19 protein-coding genes are annotated in these 17,885 nt (G+C 73.5%); 5 read left to right on the top strand and 14 right to left on the bottom strand.

Going from position 1 to position 17,885, the window contains the following annotated elements:
* Nucleotides 1-202: 202 nt before the first annotated feature.
* The 4 genes from ABZY44_RS18630 to fabI all read left to right on the top strand — a co-directional run bounded on the left by ABZY44_RS18630 (nucleotide 203) and on the right by fabI (nucleotide 4,698).
* Nucleotides 203-2,461, top strand: coding sequence for a molybdopterin-dependent oxidoreductase (locus ABZY44_RS18630; protein WP_356655060.1), 2,259 nt, complete (start codon nucleotides 203-205; stop codon nucleotides 2,459-2,461).
* 131 nt (nucleotides 2,462-2,592) lie between these two features.
* Nucleotides 2,593-3,090, top strand: a complete 498-nt coding sequence (locus ABZY44_RS18625; RefSeq protein WP_356655058.1) for an SgcJ/EcaC family oxidoreductase — start codon at nucleotides 2,593-2,595, stop codon at nucleotides 3,088-3,090.
* Nucleotides 3,091-3,137: 47 nt separating this feature from the next.
* Entirely contained in the window at nucleotides 3,138-3,842 is a 705-nt protein-coding gene (fabG, locus tag ABZY44_RS18620) for a 3-oxoacyl-ACP reductase FabG (protein ID WP_356655056.1), read from the top strand.
* 4 nt (nucleotides 3,843-3,846) lie between these two features.
* Nucleotides 3,847-4,698 (top strand): enoyl-ACP reductase FabI, encoded by an 852-nt coding sequence (fabI, locus tag ABZY44_RS18615; RefSeq protein WP_356655054.1) that lies wholly within the window; start codon nucleotides 3,847-3,849, stop codon nucleotides 4,696-4,698.
* Between the two features lie 121 nt (nucleotides 4,699-4,819).
* Here fabI and ABZY44_RS18610 read toward each other — a convergent pair whose 3' ends face one another.
* From ABZY44_RS18610 to ABZY44_RS18550, 13 genes are all read right to left on the bottom strand, one after another.
* Nucleotides 4,820-5,611: an MBL fold metallo-hydrolase gene (locus tag ABZY44_RS18610; RefSeq protein WP_356655052.1), complete on the bottom strand. Its 792-nt coding sequence runs from the start codon at nucleotides 5,609-5,611 to the stop codon at nucleotides 4,820-4,822.
* Nucleotides 5,612-5,674: 63 nt separating this feature from the next.
* Nucleotides 5,675-6,304 carry a 4'-phosphopantetheinyl transferase superfamily protein gene (locus ABZY44_RS18605; RefSeq protein WP_356655050.1) on the bottom strand — a complete coding sequence of 210 codons (630 nt, stop codon included), beginning with the start codon at nucleotides 6,302-6,304 and terminating at the stop codon, nucleotides 5,675-5,677.
* A gap of 116 nt (nucleotides 6,305-6,420) precedes the next feature.
* On the bottom strand, nucleotides 6,421-7,293 hold the full coding sequence (locus ABZY44_RS18600) for an aminoacyl--tRNA ligase-related protein (RefSeq protein WP_356655048.1): 873 nt from the start codon (nucleotides 7,291-7,293) through the stop codon (nucleotides 6,421-6,423).
* Nucleotides 7,268-7,588, bottom strand: coding sequence for an acyl carrier protein (locus ABZY44_RS18595; RefSeq protein ID WP_356655046.1), 321 nt, complete (start codon nucleotides 7,586-7,588; stop codon nucleotides 7,268-7,270). The genes ABZY44_RS18600 and ABZY44_RS18595 overlap by 26 nt, the downstream gene beginning before the upstream one ends.
* The gene (locus tag ABZY44_RS18590; protein ID WP_356655044.1) at nucleotides 7,585-8,481 is read right to left on the bottom strand and encodes a diiron oxygenase; all 897 of its coding nucleotides are present in this window, start codon (nucleotides 8,479-8,481) and stop codon (nucleotides 7,585-7,587) included. Before ABZY44_RS18590 ends, ABZY44_RS18595 begins: the two co-directional genes overlap by 4 nt.
* Before the next feature lie 16 nt (nucleotides 8,482-8,497).
* Entirely contained in the window at nucleotides 8,498-9,586 is a 1,089-nt protein-coding gene (locus ABZY44_RS18585) for a hypothetical protein (RefSeq protein ID WP_356655042.1), read from the bottom strand.
* Nucleotides 9,583-11,211 carry an AMP-binding protein gene (locus ABZY44_RS18580; RefSeq protein WP_356655040.1) on the bottom strand — a complete coding sequence of 543 codons (1,629 nt, stop codon included), beginning with the start codon at nucleotides 11,209-11,211 and terminating at the stop codon, nucleotides 9,583-9,585. The genes ABZY44_RS18585 and ABZY44_RS18580 overlap by 4 nt, the downstream gene beginning before the upstream one ends.
* Entirely contained in the window at nucleotides 11,208-11,831 is a 624-nt protein-coding gene (locus tag ABZY44_RS18575; RefSeq protein ID WP_356655038.1) for a hypothetical protein, read from the bottom strand. The genes ABZY44_RS18580 and ABZY44_RS18575 overlap by 4 nt, the downstream gene beginning before the upstream one ends.
* Nucleotides 11,832-11,926: 95 nt before the next feature.
* The gene (locus ABZY44_RS18570; RefSeq protein ID WP_356655036.1) at nucleotides 11,927-13,192 is read right to left on the bottom strand and encodes a beta-ketoacyl-[acyl-carrier-protein] synthase family protein; all 1,266 of its coding nucleotides are present in this window, start codon (nucleotides 13,190-13,192) and stop codon (nucleotides 11,927-11,929) included.
* The gene (locus ABZY44_RS18565; RefSeq protein WP_356655034.1) at nucleotides 13,189-13,842 is read right to left on the bottom strand and encodes a hypothetical protein; all 654 of its coding nucleotides are present in this window, start codon (nucleotides 13,840-13,842) and stop codon (nucleotides 13,189-13,191) included. Before ABZY44_RS18565 ends, ABZY44_RS18570 begins: the two co-directional genes overlap by 4 nt.
* Nucleotides 13,839-14,975 carry a beta-ketoacyl synthase N-terminal-like domain-containing protein gene (locus ABZY44_RS18560; protein ID WP_356655032.1) on the bottom strand — a complete coding sequence of 379 codons (1,137 nt, stop codon included), beginning with the start codon at nucleotides 14,973-14,975 and terminating at the stop codon, nucleotides 13,839-13,841. Before ABZY44_RS18560 ends, ABZY44_RS18565 begins: the two co-directional genes overlap by 4 nt.
* Entirely contained in the window at nucleotides 14,972-15,232 is a 261-nt protein-coding gene (locus ABZY44_RS18555) for an acyl carrier protein (protein ID WP_356655030.1), read from the bottom strand. The genes ABZY44_RS18560 and ABZY44_RS18555 overlap by 4 nt, the downstream gene beginning before the upstream one ends.
* Nucleotides 15,229-15,501: a phosphopantetheine-binding protein gene (locus ABZY44_RS18550; RefSeq protein ID WP_356655028.1), complete on the bottom strand. Its 273-nt coding sequence runs from the start codon at nucleotides 15,499-15,501 to the stop codon at nucleotides 15,229-15,231. The genes ABZY44_RS18555 and ABZY44_RS18550 overlap by 4 nt, the downstream gene beginning before the upstream one ends.
* A gap of 111 nt (nucleotides 15,502-15,612) precedes the next feature.
* Between ABZY44_RS18550 and ABZY44_RS18545 the strand changes: the two genes are divergently transcribed.
* Complete coding sequence (locus ABZY44_RS18545) at nucleotides 15,613-16,254, top strand: 4'-phosphopantetheinyl transferase superfamily protein (RefSeq protein WP_356655026.1); 642 nt, start codon at nucleotides 15,613-15,615, stop codon at nucleotides 16,252-16,254.
* 56 nt (nucleotides 16,255-16,310) lie between these two features.
* Here ABZY44_RS18545 and ABZY44_RS18540 read toward each other — a convergent pair whose 3' ends face one another.
* Entirely contained in the window at nucleotides 16,311-17,747 is a 1,437-nt protein-coding gene (locus ABZY44_RS18540) for a fatty acid--CoA ligase family protein (RefSeq protein WP_356655024.1), read from the bottom strand.
* Nucleotides 17,748-17,885: the final 138 nt, after the last annotated feature.

Here is a 17,885-nt window from a genome sequence, read left to right as displayed (position 1 = left end):
GATCGAACCCGTGGGAGGGCCGCCGGGGTGGGGGAGCGGGAGCGTTCGGCCAACTCCCCGGTTCTCAGGGTCCGATGGCCCGTTCTTGCAGATGCGCGCCAACATCGCGGCGTGGCGTTCTCGCGTAGCGGAACACCGGCGAGCGGCCCGATCGACGCTGCCTACACTGCGCGCACTTGATCAACGGGTACGGGGGCCAGTCTTGGATCGAACCGCGACGCGCGTGTGTCCGTTGTGCGAGGCGACGTGCGGTCTGAGCATCACGCTGTCGGACGGAGCGGTCACCCGTGTCCGCGGCAACCCGGACGACGTCTTCAGCAAGGGATACCTCTGCCCCAAGGGCGCGTCGCTGGGCCGCTTCGACAGTGATCCGGACCGCCTGAGCGCACCGTTGGTACGCCGGCCCGACGGCGGGTTCGACGAGGTGGGCTGGGCGGAGGCGTTCGAGGCCGTCGAGCGCGGCCTGCGGGCGGTGACCCGGCGCCACGGCCGTGACGCCGTCGCCGTCTACATGGGCAACCCCGTCATCCACACCCTGGCCCTGCCGCTCTACATGCTGGTGCTGCGAGAACGCCTCGGCACCCGCAACGTCTACTCCTCCACCACGCTCGACACCATGCCCAAGAGCGTGGCCTGCGGCCTCATGTACGGGGACCCGCTCGCCTTCCCCCTCCCGGACATCGACCGCACCGAGCACCTGCTGATCCTGGGCGCCAACCCCATGGAGTCCAACGGAAGCCTGTGGACGGTCGCCGACCTGCCGGGACGCCTGAAGGCGCTGCGGGCGCGGGGAGGGCGGCTGGTCGTCGTCGATCCGCGCCGGACCCGTACCGCGGACCTCGCGGACGAACACGTCCCGGTCCGCCCCGGTACCGACGCGCTGCTGCTGCTCGGGATCGTCCACACCCTCTTCGACGAGGGCCTGGCGACGGATCCCGGGGCGGGCTTCGCCGGCTTCGCGGAACTGTCCGCCCACACCGAGCCGTTCGCCGCCGAGGAGGTCGCCGAGGCCTGCGGCGTCCCGGCACCGACGATCCGCCGGCTCGCTCGCGATCTGGCCGCGGCGCCCACGGCCGCCGTGTACGGGCGCCTCGGCACCTCCACCACGGAGTTCGGCACGCTCACCAGCTGGCTGGTGGACGTCGTCAACATCGTCACCGGCAACTTCGACCGCCCCGGCGGCGTGCTCTTCGGCGAGGCGCCGCACGCCACGCGCCGCCCCGCCGAGCCGTTTCGCACCGGGCGCTGGCACAGCAGGGTCCGGGGCCTGCCGGAGGTCAACGGGGAGCTCCCCACCGCGACCCTGGCCGACGAGATCGACACCCCCGGCGAAGGGCAGGTGCGGGCGCTGCTGTGCGTGGCCGGGAACCTGGTCCTCGCCGCTCCGCAGGGCGAACGGCTCGACCGGGCCCTGCCCGGCCTGGACTTCATGGTCTGCGTGGACCCGTACCTCAACGAGACCACCCGCCACGCGTCGGTGATCCTTCCGCCGCCGAGCGCGATGGAGTCGCCGCACTACGACGTGGTCCTGGCCGGCCGTTCCGTCCGCCGCAACGCGCGCTTCTCGCCGCCCGTGCGCGCCCTCGCGCCGGGCCGTCCCAGCGAGGCGGAGATCATCGCCCGGCTGGTCCTCATCGCCTCCGGCAAGAGCGCGGCCGGGGATCCGCAGAGCGTGGACGAGTCGCTGACCGACCTGACCCTGCGGGCGGCCGTCGGCCGGCCGGGCTCGCCGCTGCGCGGCCGTGACCCGGCCGAGCTGAAGGCCCGGTTGACCGGGGACAACGCCCTGGAACGGCGACTCGACGCGATGATCCGGCTGGGACCCGCCGGCGACCTGTTCGGCATCCGCGCGGACGGCCTGAACCTGGGCCTGCTCAAGGAGACCCCGAACGGGATCGACCTCGGGCCGCTGCGGCCCCGCCGCGAAGAGGTCGTGATGACCGCCTCGGGCCTGGTGGAACTGTGCCCGCCCGCCGTCACCGAGGACCTGCACCGGCTGTACGGACGGCTGCGCGACCTGCGTTCCGGCGAGCTGGTGCTCATCTCCCGCCGTCAGCTCAAGTCCGTCAACAGCTGGTCCCACAACATCCCGTCGCTGTCGGGCGGGACCAACCGCTGCGCCCTGGAGATCAGTACGGAGGATGCCGAGCGGCTGGGCGTCGCCTCCGGAGACCGGGTACGGGTCCGGGGCCGGGGCGGTGAGGTGGTGGTGCCGGCGGAGCCCACCGACCGGCTGCGCGCAGGCGTGGTGAGCCTGCCGTACGGCTGGGGGCACGGCCGCGGGGGCAGCCGGCTCTCGCACGCGGCCACCCAGCCGGGCGTGAGCATGAACGCGGTCACCGACAGCTCGGTCGTCGACCCGCTGTCGGGAACGGCCGTTTTCAACGGGGTGCCCGTGCGCGTGGAAAGGGTGGCCGGGGACACGCCCGTGACAGGAAGCGGAAAGCCGGATTCCGAGTAATCGTATTCCGCTATTCGAATTCCTGATGGGATACGGCGAAAACTGTTCTTCCATTCCTGACGCCTCTAGGCTGTGCGGGTGAGACCAATCGCCAGTCAATGGGAGATTTCGTGAATCTCGTCCGTCGCATCATGATTCCTGCTGTTTCGCTCGTGGTCCTCGCCGGGGCGGCCACCGCGGCGAATGCCTCCGGTGAGTCCGAAGACCTGGCCGGCCTGTCGTGTTCTCCCACGCAGACCGCCATCACCGATGTGCCGCACCGGCTGTTCGACGCCTGGAACCGTGGTGACGCGGCCGGTGTCGCCGCGCAGTTCACGACCGACGGGCACATGATTCCGAGCAACGGCTCCTACCTCACCAGCCGGACCGCGATCGCGAGCTTCTACACCTCGGCCTTCGCCGGCCCGCTCAAGGACACCCGCATGATCGGCAGGCCCCTCACGGTGCGCTGCCTGTCCTCCACCACCGCGGTGATCGACGGTCTCGGCGGCCTGCTCAAGCCCGGCGACACCTACACCGACCCGGACCAGGTGCCGATCGGGCAGCGCATCATCGTCTCCTGGACGGCCGTGCGGGTCGGCAACACCTACTACATGAAGGAATTCCAGAGCACTTCCATCCAGGGCTGATCGCCGGGCTGGGTATGCGAGGAATCGAAAAGGAACGGAGTATTTCGTTGCCACGCACGGTGCTGGTCACGGGAGGAAACAGAGGGATCGGCCGGGCCATTGCCGAGGAATTCCTCGCGCAGGGCGACCGGGTCGCCGTCACCTATCGCAGTGATCCGCCGGACGGGAAGTTCTTCGCCGTGCGGTGCGATGTCGCCGATCCGGAACAGATCGACGCCGCGTTCACGGCGGTCGAGGCGGAACTCGGGCCGGTGGAGGTGCTCGTCTCCAACGCCGGGATCACCGACGACCGGCCGATGCTGCGGATGCAGGAGGAGCACTTCTCCCGCGTCGTCGACACCAATCTCACCGGTGGCTGGCGCTGTGCCAAACGGGCGCTGCCCAAAATGCTCCGCGGCCGGTGGGGGCGCATCGTCTTCGTCTCGTCCGTCGCCGGGCTGCGGGGGAACCAGGGCCAGGTCAACTACGCGGCCAGCAAGGCCGGCATGGTCGGCATGGCGCGTTCCCTGGCCCGCGAGTGCGCCGCGTCCGGGATCACCGTGAACGTGGTCGCGCCCGGTCTGATCGAGACGGACATGACCGCGGCCATGGCCGGAGCCCGCAGGGCCGCGCACCTGGCGGAGATCCCGGCAGGGCGGGCGGGCCGTCCCGAGGACGTCGCCGACACGGTGGCGTGGCTCGCGGGCGAGCGGGCCGGTTACGTCACCGGCGCGGTGGTGCCGGTCGACGGCGGCCTGGGAATGGGGCACTGATCCCATGACCGTCACCGCATCCGCATCCGCATCCGCCGTTTCGGCGGCCGTCACCACCCCGCCCGGCACCGCGACGCCGCCGCTCGCCCCCGGCGGCGGTCTGCTCGCCGGCAAGCGCATCGTCGTCACCGGTGTGATCACCGAACGTTCGATCGCGTTCGCCGCGGCCAAGGTCGCCCAGGAACAGGGGGCCCGGATCGTCCTCACCGGCTACGGCCGGATGTCCCTGGTCGAGCTGGTCTCCCGCCGGCTGCCCGAGAAGCCGCCGGTCGTGGAGCTGGACGTCACCGATCCGCGCCACCTCGAGCGGCTGCCGGACACCGTGGGCGAACACCTCGGCGGCGTCGACGGCGTACTGCACTCCATCGCCTTCGCCCCGCCGAGCTGCCTCGGCGGATTCACGACCGCGCCCTGGGAGGACGTGGCCACCGCCGTCCACACCTCCGCCTACTCCTACATGTCGCTCGCCACGTCCCTGCTGCCCCTCATGGGCAGGGGCGGCTCGGTGGTCGGCCTCACCTTCGACGCCACGAAGGCCTGGTCCGGCTACGACTGGATGGGTGTGGCCAAGGCCGCCCTGGAATCCACCAACCGGTACCTCGCACGGGAACTGGGGCCGCACGGCATCAGGTCCAACCTCGTGGCGGCCGGACCCCTGCGGACCACCGCCGGGAAGGCCATCCCGGGCCTCGCCCGCACCCAGGACGACTGGGCGGCCAGGGCGCCGCTGGGCTGGGACGTCACCGAGACGCAGTCCACGGCACGGGCCTGCGCCGCGCTGCTCTCGGACTGGTTCCCGGCGACCACGGGCGAGATCGTCCACGTCGACGGCGGACACCACGCGATGGGCGCCTGACCGGCCCGACCGGCGCGACCGGAGCGACCGGCCTACGGAAGGAAGAGTGCCCCGGGCCGCGCGAGCGGCCCGGGGCACCAGCTGTTCCACCGTCACGCGGGGGTCGTGGCGACCCCGCGCGTCACAGGGCGAAGCGGTTGCCGGCCTCCGGAACGACCAGCCGCTCGGTGCCGCCCGCCCGCGCGAACGACGCGGTGACGGCGTCCTGGCCCTGCGTGAAGTGCTCCCAGCCGTCCTGGTGCACCGCGAGCACCTTGCGGGCGCCCAGCAGGTCCGCCGTCTCAGCCGCCTGCTCGGCGGTCATCGAGAGCAGCGTCGGGCCGAACGGGGCGAGCTGTGCGGCGCCCACGTGCAGTACCGCCAGGTCGACGCCGTTCCCGCCGACGCGCTCGGCGAGCTCGCGCACCGGGTCGAGGGAGACGTTGTCGCCACTGACGTACACGGTGGGCAGATCCTCACCGGTCAGCAGGAACCCGGTGACGGAGCCCAGCATCCCCTCGGTCCCGGCCGGCCCGTGCTGCGCGGGGACGGCGGTGACGACGAGCCGGCCGCCGTCCGGGCGCTCCAGGACGTGCTCGGCCCACGGCGCCAGCCCCGTACCGCCGACGCGCTCGGCGGACTGCTCCGTGGTGAGGACCAGCGGAACCTCCTTGAGGAAGGCGCGCCCGGCCCCGTCCAGGTTGTCGGGGTGCTGGTCGTGCGACAGCAGGACGGCCGCGACCTCGCCGAGCTCGTCGACGGAGAGCGCCGGGTCCGCGAGCTTGCGCAGGGCCACCGGGCCCATCTCGTAGGACGAGTCGGCGGTGTCGAAGGTCGGGTCCGTCACGAACCGCAGCCCGCCCAGGTCGATGACCACGGTGGGACCGCCCACCAGGGTGACGGCGAACTCTGCGGCGGTGTTCTGTGAACTCATGGAACTGCTCCTCGGAAGTCGAAGGGGTGGGGAGGGTGTGGGAAAGGGAAGGGGCCCGGCCGGTCAGGCCGGAGGCACGACCACCAGGCCCCCGGTGAAGCCGCGCGGCAGCCGCAGCGGGTGCCAGAGGTGGCCGACGTCCTGGTCCGGAGCGCGGGCCAGGGCGCGCACCCCGGTGCCGAGGGCCTTCACGTACGCCTCCCGCCTGGTCCAGACGTCGAGCCACAGCCGGTCCCCGGCCCCGTCCGCGGCCGTGGCCAGGCGGGCCCGTTCGGCGGGGGAGAACAGGCGCAGGGCCAGCTCCCCGGCGCCGGGCACCGTACGGACCGCCTCGATGTCGACACCGATCCGGGTACCGGGCGCGAGCCCCGTACCCACGGCGACGGCGACCAGGCCGGCGGCGTGCGCGATGCTCACGTCCACGCCCGGCGCGCCGGCCACCCACGGGCGGCCGGCGCGGTCGGCGGCGAGTCGTACGCGGCCCGGCGGGCGACCGAGCGTCCGGCCCAGCGCGCTGCGCAGGAGGAACCGGGCGAGGACGAACTCGGCCCGGCCGCGCGGATCGGAGACGGCGTCGTACCTCAGGCGCTCCCGCGGCGGCAGCACGGCGGCCGCCAGCTCCGCCACGGCGCGGGCCGACAGGCCGCGCCCGTCGGCCCACCAGGCGCGCACCAGGCCGGAACCCGCAGGCACCCGGGCCGCCGGAGCCGCCGGAGCCGCCGGAGCCGCCGGAGCCGCCGGGACCGGCCGCACCGGTCGCACCGGCGCCGGAGCCTTGAGATCCGGCGCCGTCCCCGATCCGTCCCGGGTCACGGCCGGCCGACCGCCAGGACCCGGTCGGCCAGCTGCTCCTCGGTCAGGCCGAGGTGCGTGGTGAGTGCGCTGATCCAGCGCTCCAGGCCGAACGCCACGCAGCCGGTGAACGCGGGCTCGCCGTCCGCGGTGCGGATGTCGCAGCGCTCGCCGAAGAAGTTGCGGTGGAAGTTGAGCGAGCCGATGGCCAGGGACCCGTCGAAGACGAACTCCTCCTTCACCGGGAAGAGCTGGGCCATCAGCGCGCGTCCCGCGCTCGCGTCGAAGAACGGGTCGGTGGCGGCCTGGATCTCGACCGGCAGGCCGAGCTCGTTCAGGTAGCCCGACACCTTCTTGCGGAACACCTGGAGGTGCTCCAGGACTTCGTCCTTCTCGCCGACGCAGACGATCTCGCGCATGCTGAAGCCCAGCAGCCGGCGCAGGCCCTCGTAGTGGGTCTCGCGGCGGAAGCACGTGGCGACCGTGGTCACCGTGTGCGGTCCGTCCGTCAGCGTGCGGCCCGCCAGGTCGAGGTAGACGTTGTAGCAGGCCGCCGAAGGCAGTGCGTACGCCGCCTCGGTGAGGTGGCCGGCCGGCAGGACCGGCCGGCGCGGTCCGCCCGCGGCGTACTCGGGCGCGGCCTCCTCCGTGAGGGCCGCGCCCAGGATCGCCAGGTGCGGGAAGTTCTGGAAGTAGTCGAGCCGGTGCAGGTCCTCGACCCGCATCAGCGGCGGGTACTGGACCGGGTCGGCGCCGGCTTCGACACCCCACTGGGTGAACACCCCGTCGAGCGCGGCCCGCAGCTTCAGGGCTCCCGGTCCCAGCGTGGCGAGGCCGCCGCGGGTCGCGGGGCCGCGAGCCGCTTCAGGAGCCGGACTGGTCGGACTCATGGAAGAACCTCTTTCGAATGGCGTTGATCGTGCGGAAGTCCGAAGGGGTGACGTTCTCCATCAAGATCTCTTCGCCCGTCTGCTCCTCCAGTACGTAGAGGAAGTTGACGAATCCGAGCGAGTCGAGGATCCGGTTCTCGACCAGGTCGAGCTCCGGGTCGATCGAGGTGAGATCCGGACGCTTGCCCAGCAGGTAGTGGATCACCGCGTCGAAACCGGTCGGTGCCTGCTGCGCGGCCGGCTGCCCCGCCTGCTGAGTGGCCTGCTGCGTCGTCTGCTCCGCGACCCCGCTCATGAGCGCGGCAGAACGTCGTCGGTGAAGATGCCCTCGTTCACCAGGAAGCTCATGGAACGCTTCAGCATCTTGCGCTCCAGCTCGTGGAAGGCCGGGTCGGCCAGGATCTCCGTCCGCACCCGGTACGGGTTCGGGATGCCCGCGTCCTTGAAGGCCGCCGGGTTCACCAGGCCGTCCACCGACTTGCGCAGGTAGCGCTTGAGGTACAGCTCGAGCTCGGCCAGCTCCTCCGTGCTGAGCTTCTGGCGCAGCTGACGGTGGAGGTGCGAGACGATCTGCCGCCCGAAGGCGACGTGCCGCGACTCGTCCTGGTGGTGGATCGCGTTGATCTTGCGGATGGTCGGGTGCAGCCGCTCGTCGTCACCCATCCGCTTGTTGAAGAAGTCGACGACCTCTTCGAAGAGGAGGAGCCGCGCGAAGACGAGGAAGTGGGCGGACTCGCCCTCGGACTTCATCTCGAGCTGGACGCCCTTGTCCGGGTAGACCTTGCCGCCGTACAGCAGGCAGAAGCGGGCGAAGAACCACATGTGGGCGTTCTCCTCGCCGATCATGTGGTGGAAGTACTCGGAGGAGAGCGCGAAGTCCTTCGTGTGGATCCGCGCGATGATCTCGGTGATCAGCTCACGGATGCCGTCGACGTTCAGGCTGTAGAAGTTGACGCTCTCCCACTTGCTGATCGCCCACTTCTGCTCCTCGGTGAACGACTCCGCCACCTTCGTCCCGTGGATGGAGAGCAGCTCCGGGGTCATCCAGTACTCGTTCTCCGGCAGGGTCTCCGGCCAGTCGAACATCGTGTAGGGGTCGTAGTGGTCCCGCTCGGACATGGCGACGAGCCGGTCGAGTATGGACTGCAGCTGCTCGTCGGCCTGCAGGACGGGCACGGGCGCGGTCATGGATCTGCTTCCTCTCTTAACTGTCGGAGCCGTTGCCGGCCCCGACGCCCTCGCGCGGAGCGGGCTGCTCGGCCGAGAGCTGGATGTTGGTCCGGTGGCGCGGGTGGGCGAACAGGCCGTCGCGGCGGTAGCCGTTCACCGGTTCGTCCGCGTGGTGTTCCGTGGGCAGCAGGCGGTTCAGCAGCGAGCCCGTGAACGCCTGCGCGATCGCCGGGTGCGGCGACTCGGCGTGGTGGTCGGCCAGGATGACGAAGGCGGGGTCGACGTTCTTGACCAGGCCGTCCTCGTCCACGACCTCGAGCCACGAGTGGGCGAGGTCGAGCATGCCCATGATCCAGCCGCGCCGGGTACGGGCCTCGAAGCCGGCCTCCCGGCACCGCTCGGCGAGCTCCAGGCACACCGAGATGCAGGGGGCGTAGCCCTGGGACAGGACGTCGTCCTTGCGCCACTGGAGTTCCTCGGGCATGCGCCCCCAGCGGAACCGGTCGGGCCCGAAGGAGGTGACGATCTCGCGCAGCCGCTCCGAGCGGATCTCGCGCCGTTCGCCCGAGGTCACCAGCACCCCGGACACCTCGAGTCCGGACGCGGCGCGTGCCGTGACGTCCTTCTCGCCGAGTGCGGCGCCCGGCCCGATCGACAGGGACTCGGTCCAGCCGCCGCTCAGTTCGGGGTGGGGCGTGGCCAGGTTCCAGTCCATCCGGCCCGGGTCGGCGTCCGCGTGGGCCTCCGGCGGCGACAGGGCGACGGAGTAGTCCCAGCGCAGCGGGCGGAACAGGGACCGCGGGTCGGCGTGCATCCAGCGCAGCGCGTAGCGCATCGTCTTCTCGGGGACGGAGTTGCCGGAGCCGGAGTAGAGCGCGAGGTTGACCAGGTCGAAGCGGTCGAAGCGCTCGGCGCCCGGTGTCCCTTCGTGCGGCAGGCCGTTGCGCAGGAGCTCGTCGAGGACGTCCGGCCCGCACTGGAGCATCTCGAGGGCGGCGTCCCGCGCCACCCATGCGTCGCGCAGCTCCGGCGGGATCACCAGGAGGTCCCGGAGGGAGTCCAGCCAGCCGTCCAGGCCCCGCGGCCCGGCCGGCCGGTTCCACGGCTTGGGTTCGATGTTCATCCGTTGCTCCCGGTGGACGTCAGGTTCGTGGGGGCGAACAGGGCGCGCAGTGCCGCCTTGTCGGGCTTTCCGTACGAGGCCGTGGGAAGGTCCCGGGTGAACTCGATCCGTACGGGCACGTGCGCCGCGCCGAGGGCCTCCCGCACCGAGGCGCGCAGCTCCTCCACGACGTCGGGCAGCCCGCCGGAGGGGGCGGCCGGCCCGTCCGGGGCGGCCGTGCAGACGGCGATCAGGGCCTCGCCCGTCCGCGCGTCGGGCACTCCGAAGACGGCGGACCGCCCGACGGCCGGGTGGGCCGTCAGCACGTTCTCGACGGCCCGCGGATAGCAGTTGGTCCCGTCGACGATGACGAGGTCCTTCGCCCGGCCGGTCAGGTACAGGTAGCCCTCGTCGTCGATGTGCCCCAGGTCGCCGGTGCTCAGCCAGCCGTCCCGCAGCACCTCTCCGGTCAGGTCGGGCCGCTGCCAGTAGCCCGCCATGACGGTGGGGCCCGAGACCTCGACCGCGCCTTCGGTACGGGGCGCCAGCGTGCGGCCGTCCGGTCCGGTGACCCGGAGGGACACGCCGGGAACCGCGCGCCCCACGGAGCCGAACAGCTCGGGCCGCGCCGCGGCGGCCGCCGCGTGGTCCTCGGGACCCAGGCTGGTGATCGCGATGGCCTCGGTCAGGGCGTAGCTCTGCCGCAGCCGGGGGCCGAGGGCGCGGACCGCCCGGGCGAGGAGGTGCGGGGTCACGGGCGCGCTGCCGTAGGTGACGGCCGCGAGCCCGGAGAGGTCGGTGGCGGCCAGGCCGGGGTGGTCCAGGAGCCGCTGGAGGAACGGCGGGTAGAGGTACGTGGTGACGGGCCGGCCCTCGGCGGATGCCTCGGCGATCCGCCGCAGCAGCAGATCGGCGTCGAAGGCGTCGAACAGCTCGACGCTCACGTGGTGGCGCAGCAGACCGCAGGCGATGGCGCCCGCCGCGTGCGCCATCGGGGTCATGGCCAGGAAGCGCAGCCCCGGCGGGGGAGCGGCGCCCGCCCAGGCGCCGGCGGCAGCGGTCAGCGCGCCGAAGGTGTACACGACTCCCTTGGGCAGTCCGGTGGTGCCGCCCGTGTACAGCACCCGGGCTATGTCGCCCTCCCGGGCCGCCACGGGGAGGGGCTCGTCCGAGCGGCGGGCGGCCTCGGCGAGGAGGTCGGTCACGTCCGGGTCCGGGCCGGGGCCCAGGCCGAAGAGGAGCTTCACCCCGGCCGCCCGCGCGAGGGCGATCATGCGGTGCGCCGGCAGGATCGGCCCGGCGCAGGCGAGGACCACGGCGGCGGGGGCCGCGTCGCGCAGGATGTGGTCGGCGACCTGTTCGCCGCCGGCCGCGTACACCGGGGTGTAGCTGATGCCGAGGAGGTGGGCGGCGAGGCCCACGGCCGACATCTCGAGGGGGTTGGCGGCCAGCAGGACGAGCCGGTCGCCGCGGCCCAGGCCGTGGTCCCGCAGGACCCGGGCCGTGCGGTAGGCCAGCGAGAGCAGCTCCGCGAAGCTCATGCGCCGCTCGCCGTGGACCAGCGCGGTCAGCCCGCCCCGGGAGGTGAACTGCGCGACGGCGCTGGTGACGTACGCGGCGGGCGCGTCGGCGTCGGGGGTGGTCACGGGGTTTCCTTCCCAGGGACCGCGTCGGTTTCCGTGGTGGCGGTGCCGGTGGCGGTGGCGGTAGTGGTGGTGACACCGGACGCGGCGTCCGGGGTCGCCGCGGGGGCCGACGTGCTGGACTGGAAGCGGCAGGCGGCGCCGCCGGTGCGCAGGCACTCGACGCGGTGGTCGTCGACCTCGGTCTTCAGCCCCTCGAACCAGCCCGCCCGCATCTGCGGGCACGGGCAGTCGTAGCCCTCCAGGGTTCCGGCGCGCGCCAGCATCTCCAGGGCGAAGTTGCGGGTCACCGCCGTCTCGAAGGACTCCTCGCCGGTGACCTTGTTGGCGGCCTCCACGCTGTCCCCGGTCATCAGCTCGGAGATGCCGGTGAGCGCGGTGGCCAGGCCGGCGGCGGAGAGCCCCGGCCGCAGCCCCTCGTCGCGTGCGTAGACGGAGGCGATCCGGCGGGTGACGAACTGCATCGCCTCCGCGTTGATCTCGTTGGCCGCGTCCTGGCCGAACCGGCGCGCGACCCCCTGGTACCAGCGGGCGTCGTGCAGCCACCAGAACTGGCGCAGCAGGTCGGCGGTGGACCCGCCGGCGTCGGCCGGTCCCGGGGCCTGGGATGCGGAACTGGTCACGGTGTCCTCGTCCTTCGGGTGGAGGGGGTGGAGGGGGTGGAGGGGGTGGAGGGAGGGGGCGGACGTGTCGGTGGGAGCCGCAGGGGCCGGTGGGCTCAGGCCGCTCCCGTGGCCCGGCCGAGCACGAGGCTCACGTTGTGGCCGCCGAAGGCGAAGGAGTTGGACAGCGCCGCCCCGGGCGTCGCGGCGCGGGGGGCGCCGCGGACGTGGTCGAGCGCGCACTCGGGGTCCGGCCGGTCGAGGTTGGCCGTCGCCGGGAGGCTGCCGTGGTGCAGGGCGAGTACGGTCGCCGCCGCCTCCACCGCGCCCGCCGCGCCCAGGAGATGGCCGATGGCGCCCTTGACCGAGCTGACCGGCGGCCCGTCGTCGCCGAAGACCGAGCGCAGGGCCCGCGCCTCGGCGAGGTCGCCGACCTTGGTGCCGGTGCCGTGGGCGTTGACGTAGCCGATGTCCCGGGGGGCCAGGCCCGCGTCGGCCAGCGCGAGGCGCATGGCGTCGGCGGCGCCCGCCCCGTCGGGCCGGGGCGAGGTCGGGTGGTGGGCGTCGCTGGTCGCGCCCCACCCGAGCACCCGGCCGTAGGCGGCCGCCGAGCGGGCACGGGCGTGGGCCGCCCGCTCCAGGACGAGGATCCCCGCGCCCTCGGCCAGCACGAAGCCGCCGCGGTCCAGGTCGAAGGGGCGGCTGGCCGCGGCCGGATCGCCCTCCCCGGCCCGCGCCAGCGCCCTGGCGTTGCCGAAGGACGTGGCCACGGAGGGGGCGAGGGCGGTGTCCGTGCCCCCGCAGATCACGACGTCGGCGGTGCCCTCGCGGATCAGCCGCAGGCCTTCGGCCACCGACATCGCGCCCGCCGCGCAGGCGGTCGCGAGGGAGCTGCTGAGTCCGCGGACGCCGTGCCGGATGGCGATGCGGGCCGCCGCCATGTTGGGCAGCACGCCGGGAAGCAGGTACGGGCTGACCGCCGCCCGGCCGCGGACGGAGCGGGCGACGGCCTGCTCCTCGTACGTCGCGAGGCCGCCGGCGCCCGTGGACACCACGACGGCCACGCGGTCCGCGGGCACGTCCCGGCCGACGGTCAGCCCGCTGTCGCCGAGCGCCTCGTCCGCGGCCGCCAGCGCCATCAGGACGAACCGGTCGACCGACCGCGCCTCGGCGCGCGGCAGGAAGTCCAGGGCCGAGAGGCCGGGGGCGACGCCGGCCACGTCGGCGCCGGTCGCGGCCCATTCGGGCCCTTCCAGGCGGCGCAGTCCGGAGCGCCCGGCCGCCAGCCCGTCGACGAAGGCGGGTACGCCGAGCCCCAGCGGGGTGACCAGTCCGATCCCGGTGACCCAGACGTCGTCCCGCTCGCGCGGGCCGCTCCTCACGAGCCCTCCCCGGCGCCGGGCGCGGGCCGTACGAGCAGGGCGCGGGCGCTTCCCGGGCCGCCGTCCGGCCCGACCTGCTCCACCAACAGGACGAGCGCCTCGTCGGCGTCCGCGCCGGCGAACAGGGACCCGGAGACGTCCAGGGCCTCGCCCAGCGCGTCGCCGGTGGCGTCGTCGGGGCTGAAGCAGATCACCGGACCGGTGAGCTCCCAGCGCTTGGCGACGTGTCCGACCACCGCGTTGGGTACGGACTGGAAGAAGAGCAGGGGCGCGGCGGACTTGCCGGCGTCCACGGCGAGCGCGGTCGCGGTGTGGGTCTCCAGGTCGCCGCCGCGGGTGGCGAGCACGATCGCGGTACGGGCGGTACGGGCGGTACGGGCGGCCCGGGCGGCCCGGTGGCCCGGACCCGGCCGTCCGTCGTCCGCTCCGGCCCCCTGCGCCGTCGGCGCCGGCGTCTCGGGCACTCCGTGCACCTGCTCCAGACAGCGGTCGGCAGCCACCGAGGCCATGGGGCTGAAGGCCGATACGACGAACCCGGCCAGCGGAGGCGGCAGTTCGCCGTCGCCCGGACCGGGCCAGGCGGCCTCGGCGAGGATCTCCACGGCTGCCGCGCCGAGGGAGGGGGAGAGGGAGGGGGAGGGGGAGGTCATGGCGTGCTCACCACCAATGCGGTGTTGGCTCCGCCGAAGGCGGCGTTCAGGCTGAGGACGTGCCGGGGCAGGACCCGGCGGGGCTCACCGAGTACGAGGTCCAGGCGGCACTCGTCGTCGGGGCCCGCGTAGCCCGCGTTGACGGGCAGTTCTCCGTGCTGGAGGACGAGCGTGCTCACGACGAGTTCGAGCATTCCGGACGCCTCCAGACAGTGCCCGTGCAGCGACTTCGTGGAGCTCACGGGCGTGCTGTCGACCGCGTCGCCGAGGGCCCGGCGCAGGGCGGCGCTCTCCGCCGAGTCGTTGGCGGGCGTGCCGGTGCCGTGGGCGTTGACGTAGCCGATGTCCTCGGGCGCCAGCCCGGCCCGGTCCAGGGCGAAGCCGATGGCCCGCGCCATGCCCAGGCCCTCGGGGTGCGGCCGGCACACGTGATGGGCGTCGCCGGCCAGGCCCCAGCCGGACAGGACGGCGAGGGGCCGGGCCCCGCGGGCACCGGCGGCGGCCGCGGACTCCAGGACCACCGCGCCGACGCCGTCGCCGAGCAGCAGCCCGCGCCGGCCGGCGCTGAAGGAACGCAGGACGCCCTCCGGGGAGAGCGCCCGGCCGGCCGAGAACAGCGCGAAGTTGTCCTCGTCGACGAGGTAGCCGGCGGACACCACGATCCGGTCCTCGCGGCCGGTGCGGATCCGTACGGCCGCCTCGAAGAGCGCGGTGCTGGCGGCGACACACGCGTTGGTGTAGGTCCGCGCCGCCCCGCGCAGCCCGCAGGCCCGCGCCAGCGCGGCCGTGGTGTCCGAGACGGCGCTCTTGCCCTGGGCGGCCAGGGGCAGGCGGGCGACGGCGGGGTCGGCGTGCCGGCCGAGCAGCAGCGGCGCCTGAGCCCGCTGCGCCGGCAGCAGCCCGGCCCGGTCGCAGGCCTCGTCCACGACGCGGCGCAGTTCCTCGTCGAGGTCGGGCGCGCCCGGCAGCGCGGCCGCGATGCCCGTGCGGTAGCGGTCCGTCGCGAAGCGGTCGAGCGGGGCGAACGCCGCCCGGGAGGCGGCCAGTCCCTGCCGCAGGGCCTCGGCGCCGCGCCCGAAGGCGCTGGTGACGCCGAGCCCCGTGATGACGACGTCCCGGTCCGCCCCGCTCACGACGCGCTCCCGCCCGGCGCGGGCGCGGTGGCCGGGGCGCTACCCAGGACCGCGACGGCGCCGTCGACCGTGTCCATGGCCTCCAGGTCCTCGTCGAGGTCGAGCCGGATGCCGTACCGCTCCTCGACGACGTGCACCAGCCATGCCAGCTGGAGGGAGTCGATGCGCTCGCCCACGGCGTCGGGAGCGCACCCGTCGTGCTGGGCGAGGAGGGCGATCACCTCCTCGCGGCCGGGAGCCAGGGCCTGGCCGCTCATACCGAGCCCGCCTCGACCGGGGCCTGCGCCCTGCGCTGCTCGACCTGGGCGATGAACTCGCCGAACGTCATGGTCTGCAGCGCCTCCACGTCCTCGTCGGAGAACTTGACCCCGAACTCCTCCTCGACCTGCATGACGAGTTCGGCGGTGGTGAGCGACTCCAGCTCCAGGCCGTCGTCGCCGATCGGGGTGTCGTCGGTGAGACCGGCGGTGTCGAGGTTCATCGTCTCGAGGGTGTTCACTACGAATGCGCGCACGGAGGTGCTCATGAAGGGGCTCCTTGTATCGGTGTTCGTGCGGGTGTGCGGGTGTGCGGGTGTGCGGGTGTGCGGGTGCGGGTGTGCAGGCGGGCGGGGCGTCGGACGGCGAGGACGAACGGGGTGGTGGTGACGGTGTCGGTGGCGGCGTCCCGGGTCGAGGTGTGGCTCGCGGTTCCGGTCGGAGACCAGCGGCGCCACGCGAAGGCGCTGCTGCGCCGGGCCGCGGCCGCCGTGCTGGGCGTCGGGGCGTACGAGCTGGACGTGGCCCGGGAGCCGGGCGGGCGGCCCTACGTGGTCTCACGGTCCGTCCGCGTGAACGTGAGCGTGAGCCACACCCGTGGTCTGACGGCGGTCGCGGTCTGCACCGGCGGCGACGTGGGCGTGGACGTGGAGCCGGTCCGCGCGTTGCCGGCGGTGGCCCTCGCCCGCCGCTGGTTCGGCGAGCAGGACGCGCGCTGGATCGAGGGCCACGACGCCGCGCTGCGCGACCGCGCCCTGCTGTGGGTCTGGACGCACAAGGAGGCGCTGGGCAAGGCGCGCGGCACCGGGCTGGCCCGCGGCGGCCGGCTGGGGCCGGTTCCGCTGCCCGCCGGGGGTCTGCCGCCGGAGCCCGCCGGGCGTCCCGTGGCCCTGCGGGAGATCTTCCCGGGTGCGGGCCTGACCAGTGCCTTCCCCGAGGCGCCGGAGGGCTACGTCCTGTGTGTGGCGGGCGGTCCGGGGACCGAGGGAGTCCCGGTGTCCGTGACCCGCGTGGACGGCTGAGGCACGCGGCGCGTCGCGCGGGTGGAGGGCCCGGCTCCCGCGCGACGCCCCGCCGATCACACCTGCTCCAGAGCGGCCGCACGCAGTGCGGCCGGGTCCCGTACGGGCTTGCCGGTCGTGGTCCGGGGCAGCGCCGGCAGCGCGTGGATGCGGCGCGGCAGTTTGAAGCCGGCCACGCGCTCGGCGAGCAGGCTCTCCACGGTGCGCGCGGTGACGTCCTCGTCGAGGACCGCGTAGGCCTCGATGGCCCCGTCGTGGACGACCACCGCCTCGCGTACGCCGGGAAGTCCGGACAGCGTCCACTCGACTTCGGTGAGGTCGACCTTGAGGCCGCCGACCGACACCTGGGAGTCCAGTCGCCCCAGGATGCTGAGCAGGCCTGTCTCGGGGTCGAGCGCTCCGGCGTCGCGGGTGCGTAGCCAGCCGTCGCTCCAGCGGTCCGGGTCGGCGGCCCCGAGGTAGGGGCTCGCCGGCCGGCGTACGAGGAGTTCGCCGTCCACGGTCTTCACGTCGATGCCGGGCGCCGGCCAGCCGGTGGCCGGGCGGTTGGCCCCGGACAGGTCGGCCGCGACGACCCCCGTTTCCGTCATCCCGTACACCTCGCCCAGCGGCACCGCGTACCGGGCCGTGAAGGCCTCGGCGACCCCCGGACGGACGGATTCGCCGGCGCTGATCGCCCCGACGAGGTGGGGCAGCGGAGGGGGAGCGGAGACGGAGGCCAGCAGCTGGGCGTGGAACGGCACGCCCGTGACGACGGTCGGCGCGGTGCGCGCGGCCACGGCGGTGAGGATGCCGTCGGCGGTCATCCGCTCCGGGAGCACGATCTCCACGCCCGCGTGCAGGCTGTGCAGCAGTCCCGCCATCAACCCCATGGCGTGCACGAGCGAGTTGAGCACCACCATGCGCGCCCCCTCCCGGGGCATGCCGGGGATCCGCGTGTAGCGCCGGACCTCGGCGACGAGGTCCTCGGCCGTGCGTCCGATGACCTTGGAGGGGCCGGTCGAACCGGAACTGAGCTGGACGAGCGCGTGGCCGGTGGCGGCCGGACGGCCCTCGGCGTACGGCTCCACGACGGCGTCGACGGCGTGGAAACCGCGCAGGGCGCCGCTCCGTACCGGACCGGCCGGACGGATGACGAACTGCGGGGTGACCCGGCGCAGCGCCCGGTCGGTCTCGTGGACGGTCAGCCGGTGGTCGAGCAGGACCACCTGGGCTCCGGTCCGCCATGCGGCGAGCAGGTCCGTCAACAGCGCCAGGGAGGGCGGCAGTCGCAGGGCGACCGTGCCGCCGTCGCGCAATCCGCTGCGCGTGAGCTCCGCGTGCCGTGCGTGGACCCGGCGGCGGAGGGTGGCGCGATCCAGCCGCTCGCCCATGTGCACGGCGGGAGCGGTGTCCTCGACCCCGGTATGCAGGAGCAGGCCGTCGACCCAGTTTCCCGCGTGGTGTTCCAGCCCGGCCGTCTCGGGCCGAGGACCTCCGGAATCCCTGCTCACGAACGCACACCCCCCGTTGACCTGCTGATTCACCCCGAATGGTTCAGCGGCAACGCATAATAGAAACGGCCGCTCGGGGGCTGTCAAGTTTCATTGTCCATACGCGACAGAGGGATTGCGGAATTGCGAATTCCTACT

It is taken from the genome of Streptomyces sp. NPDC006544 (genome assembly GCF_040611715.1).
Taxonomy (GTDB): domain Bacteria; phylum Actinomycetota; class Actinomycetes; order Streptomycetales; family Streptomycetaceae; genus Streptomyces.
This window is presented reverse-complemented; position numbering and strand designations above follow the sequence as displayed.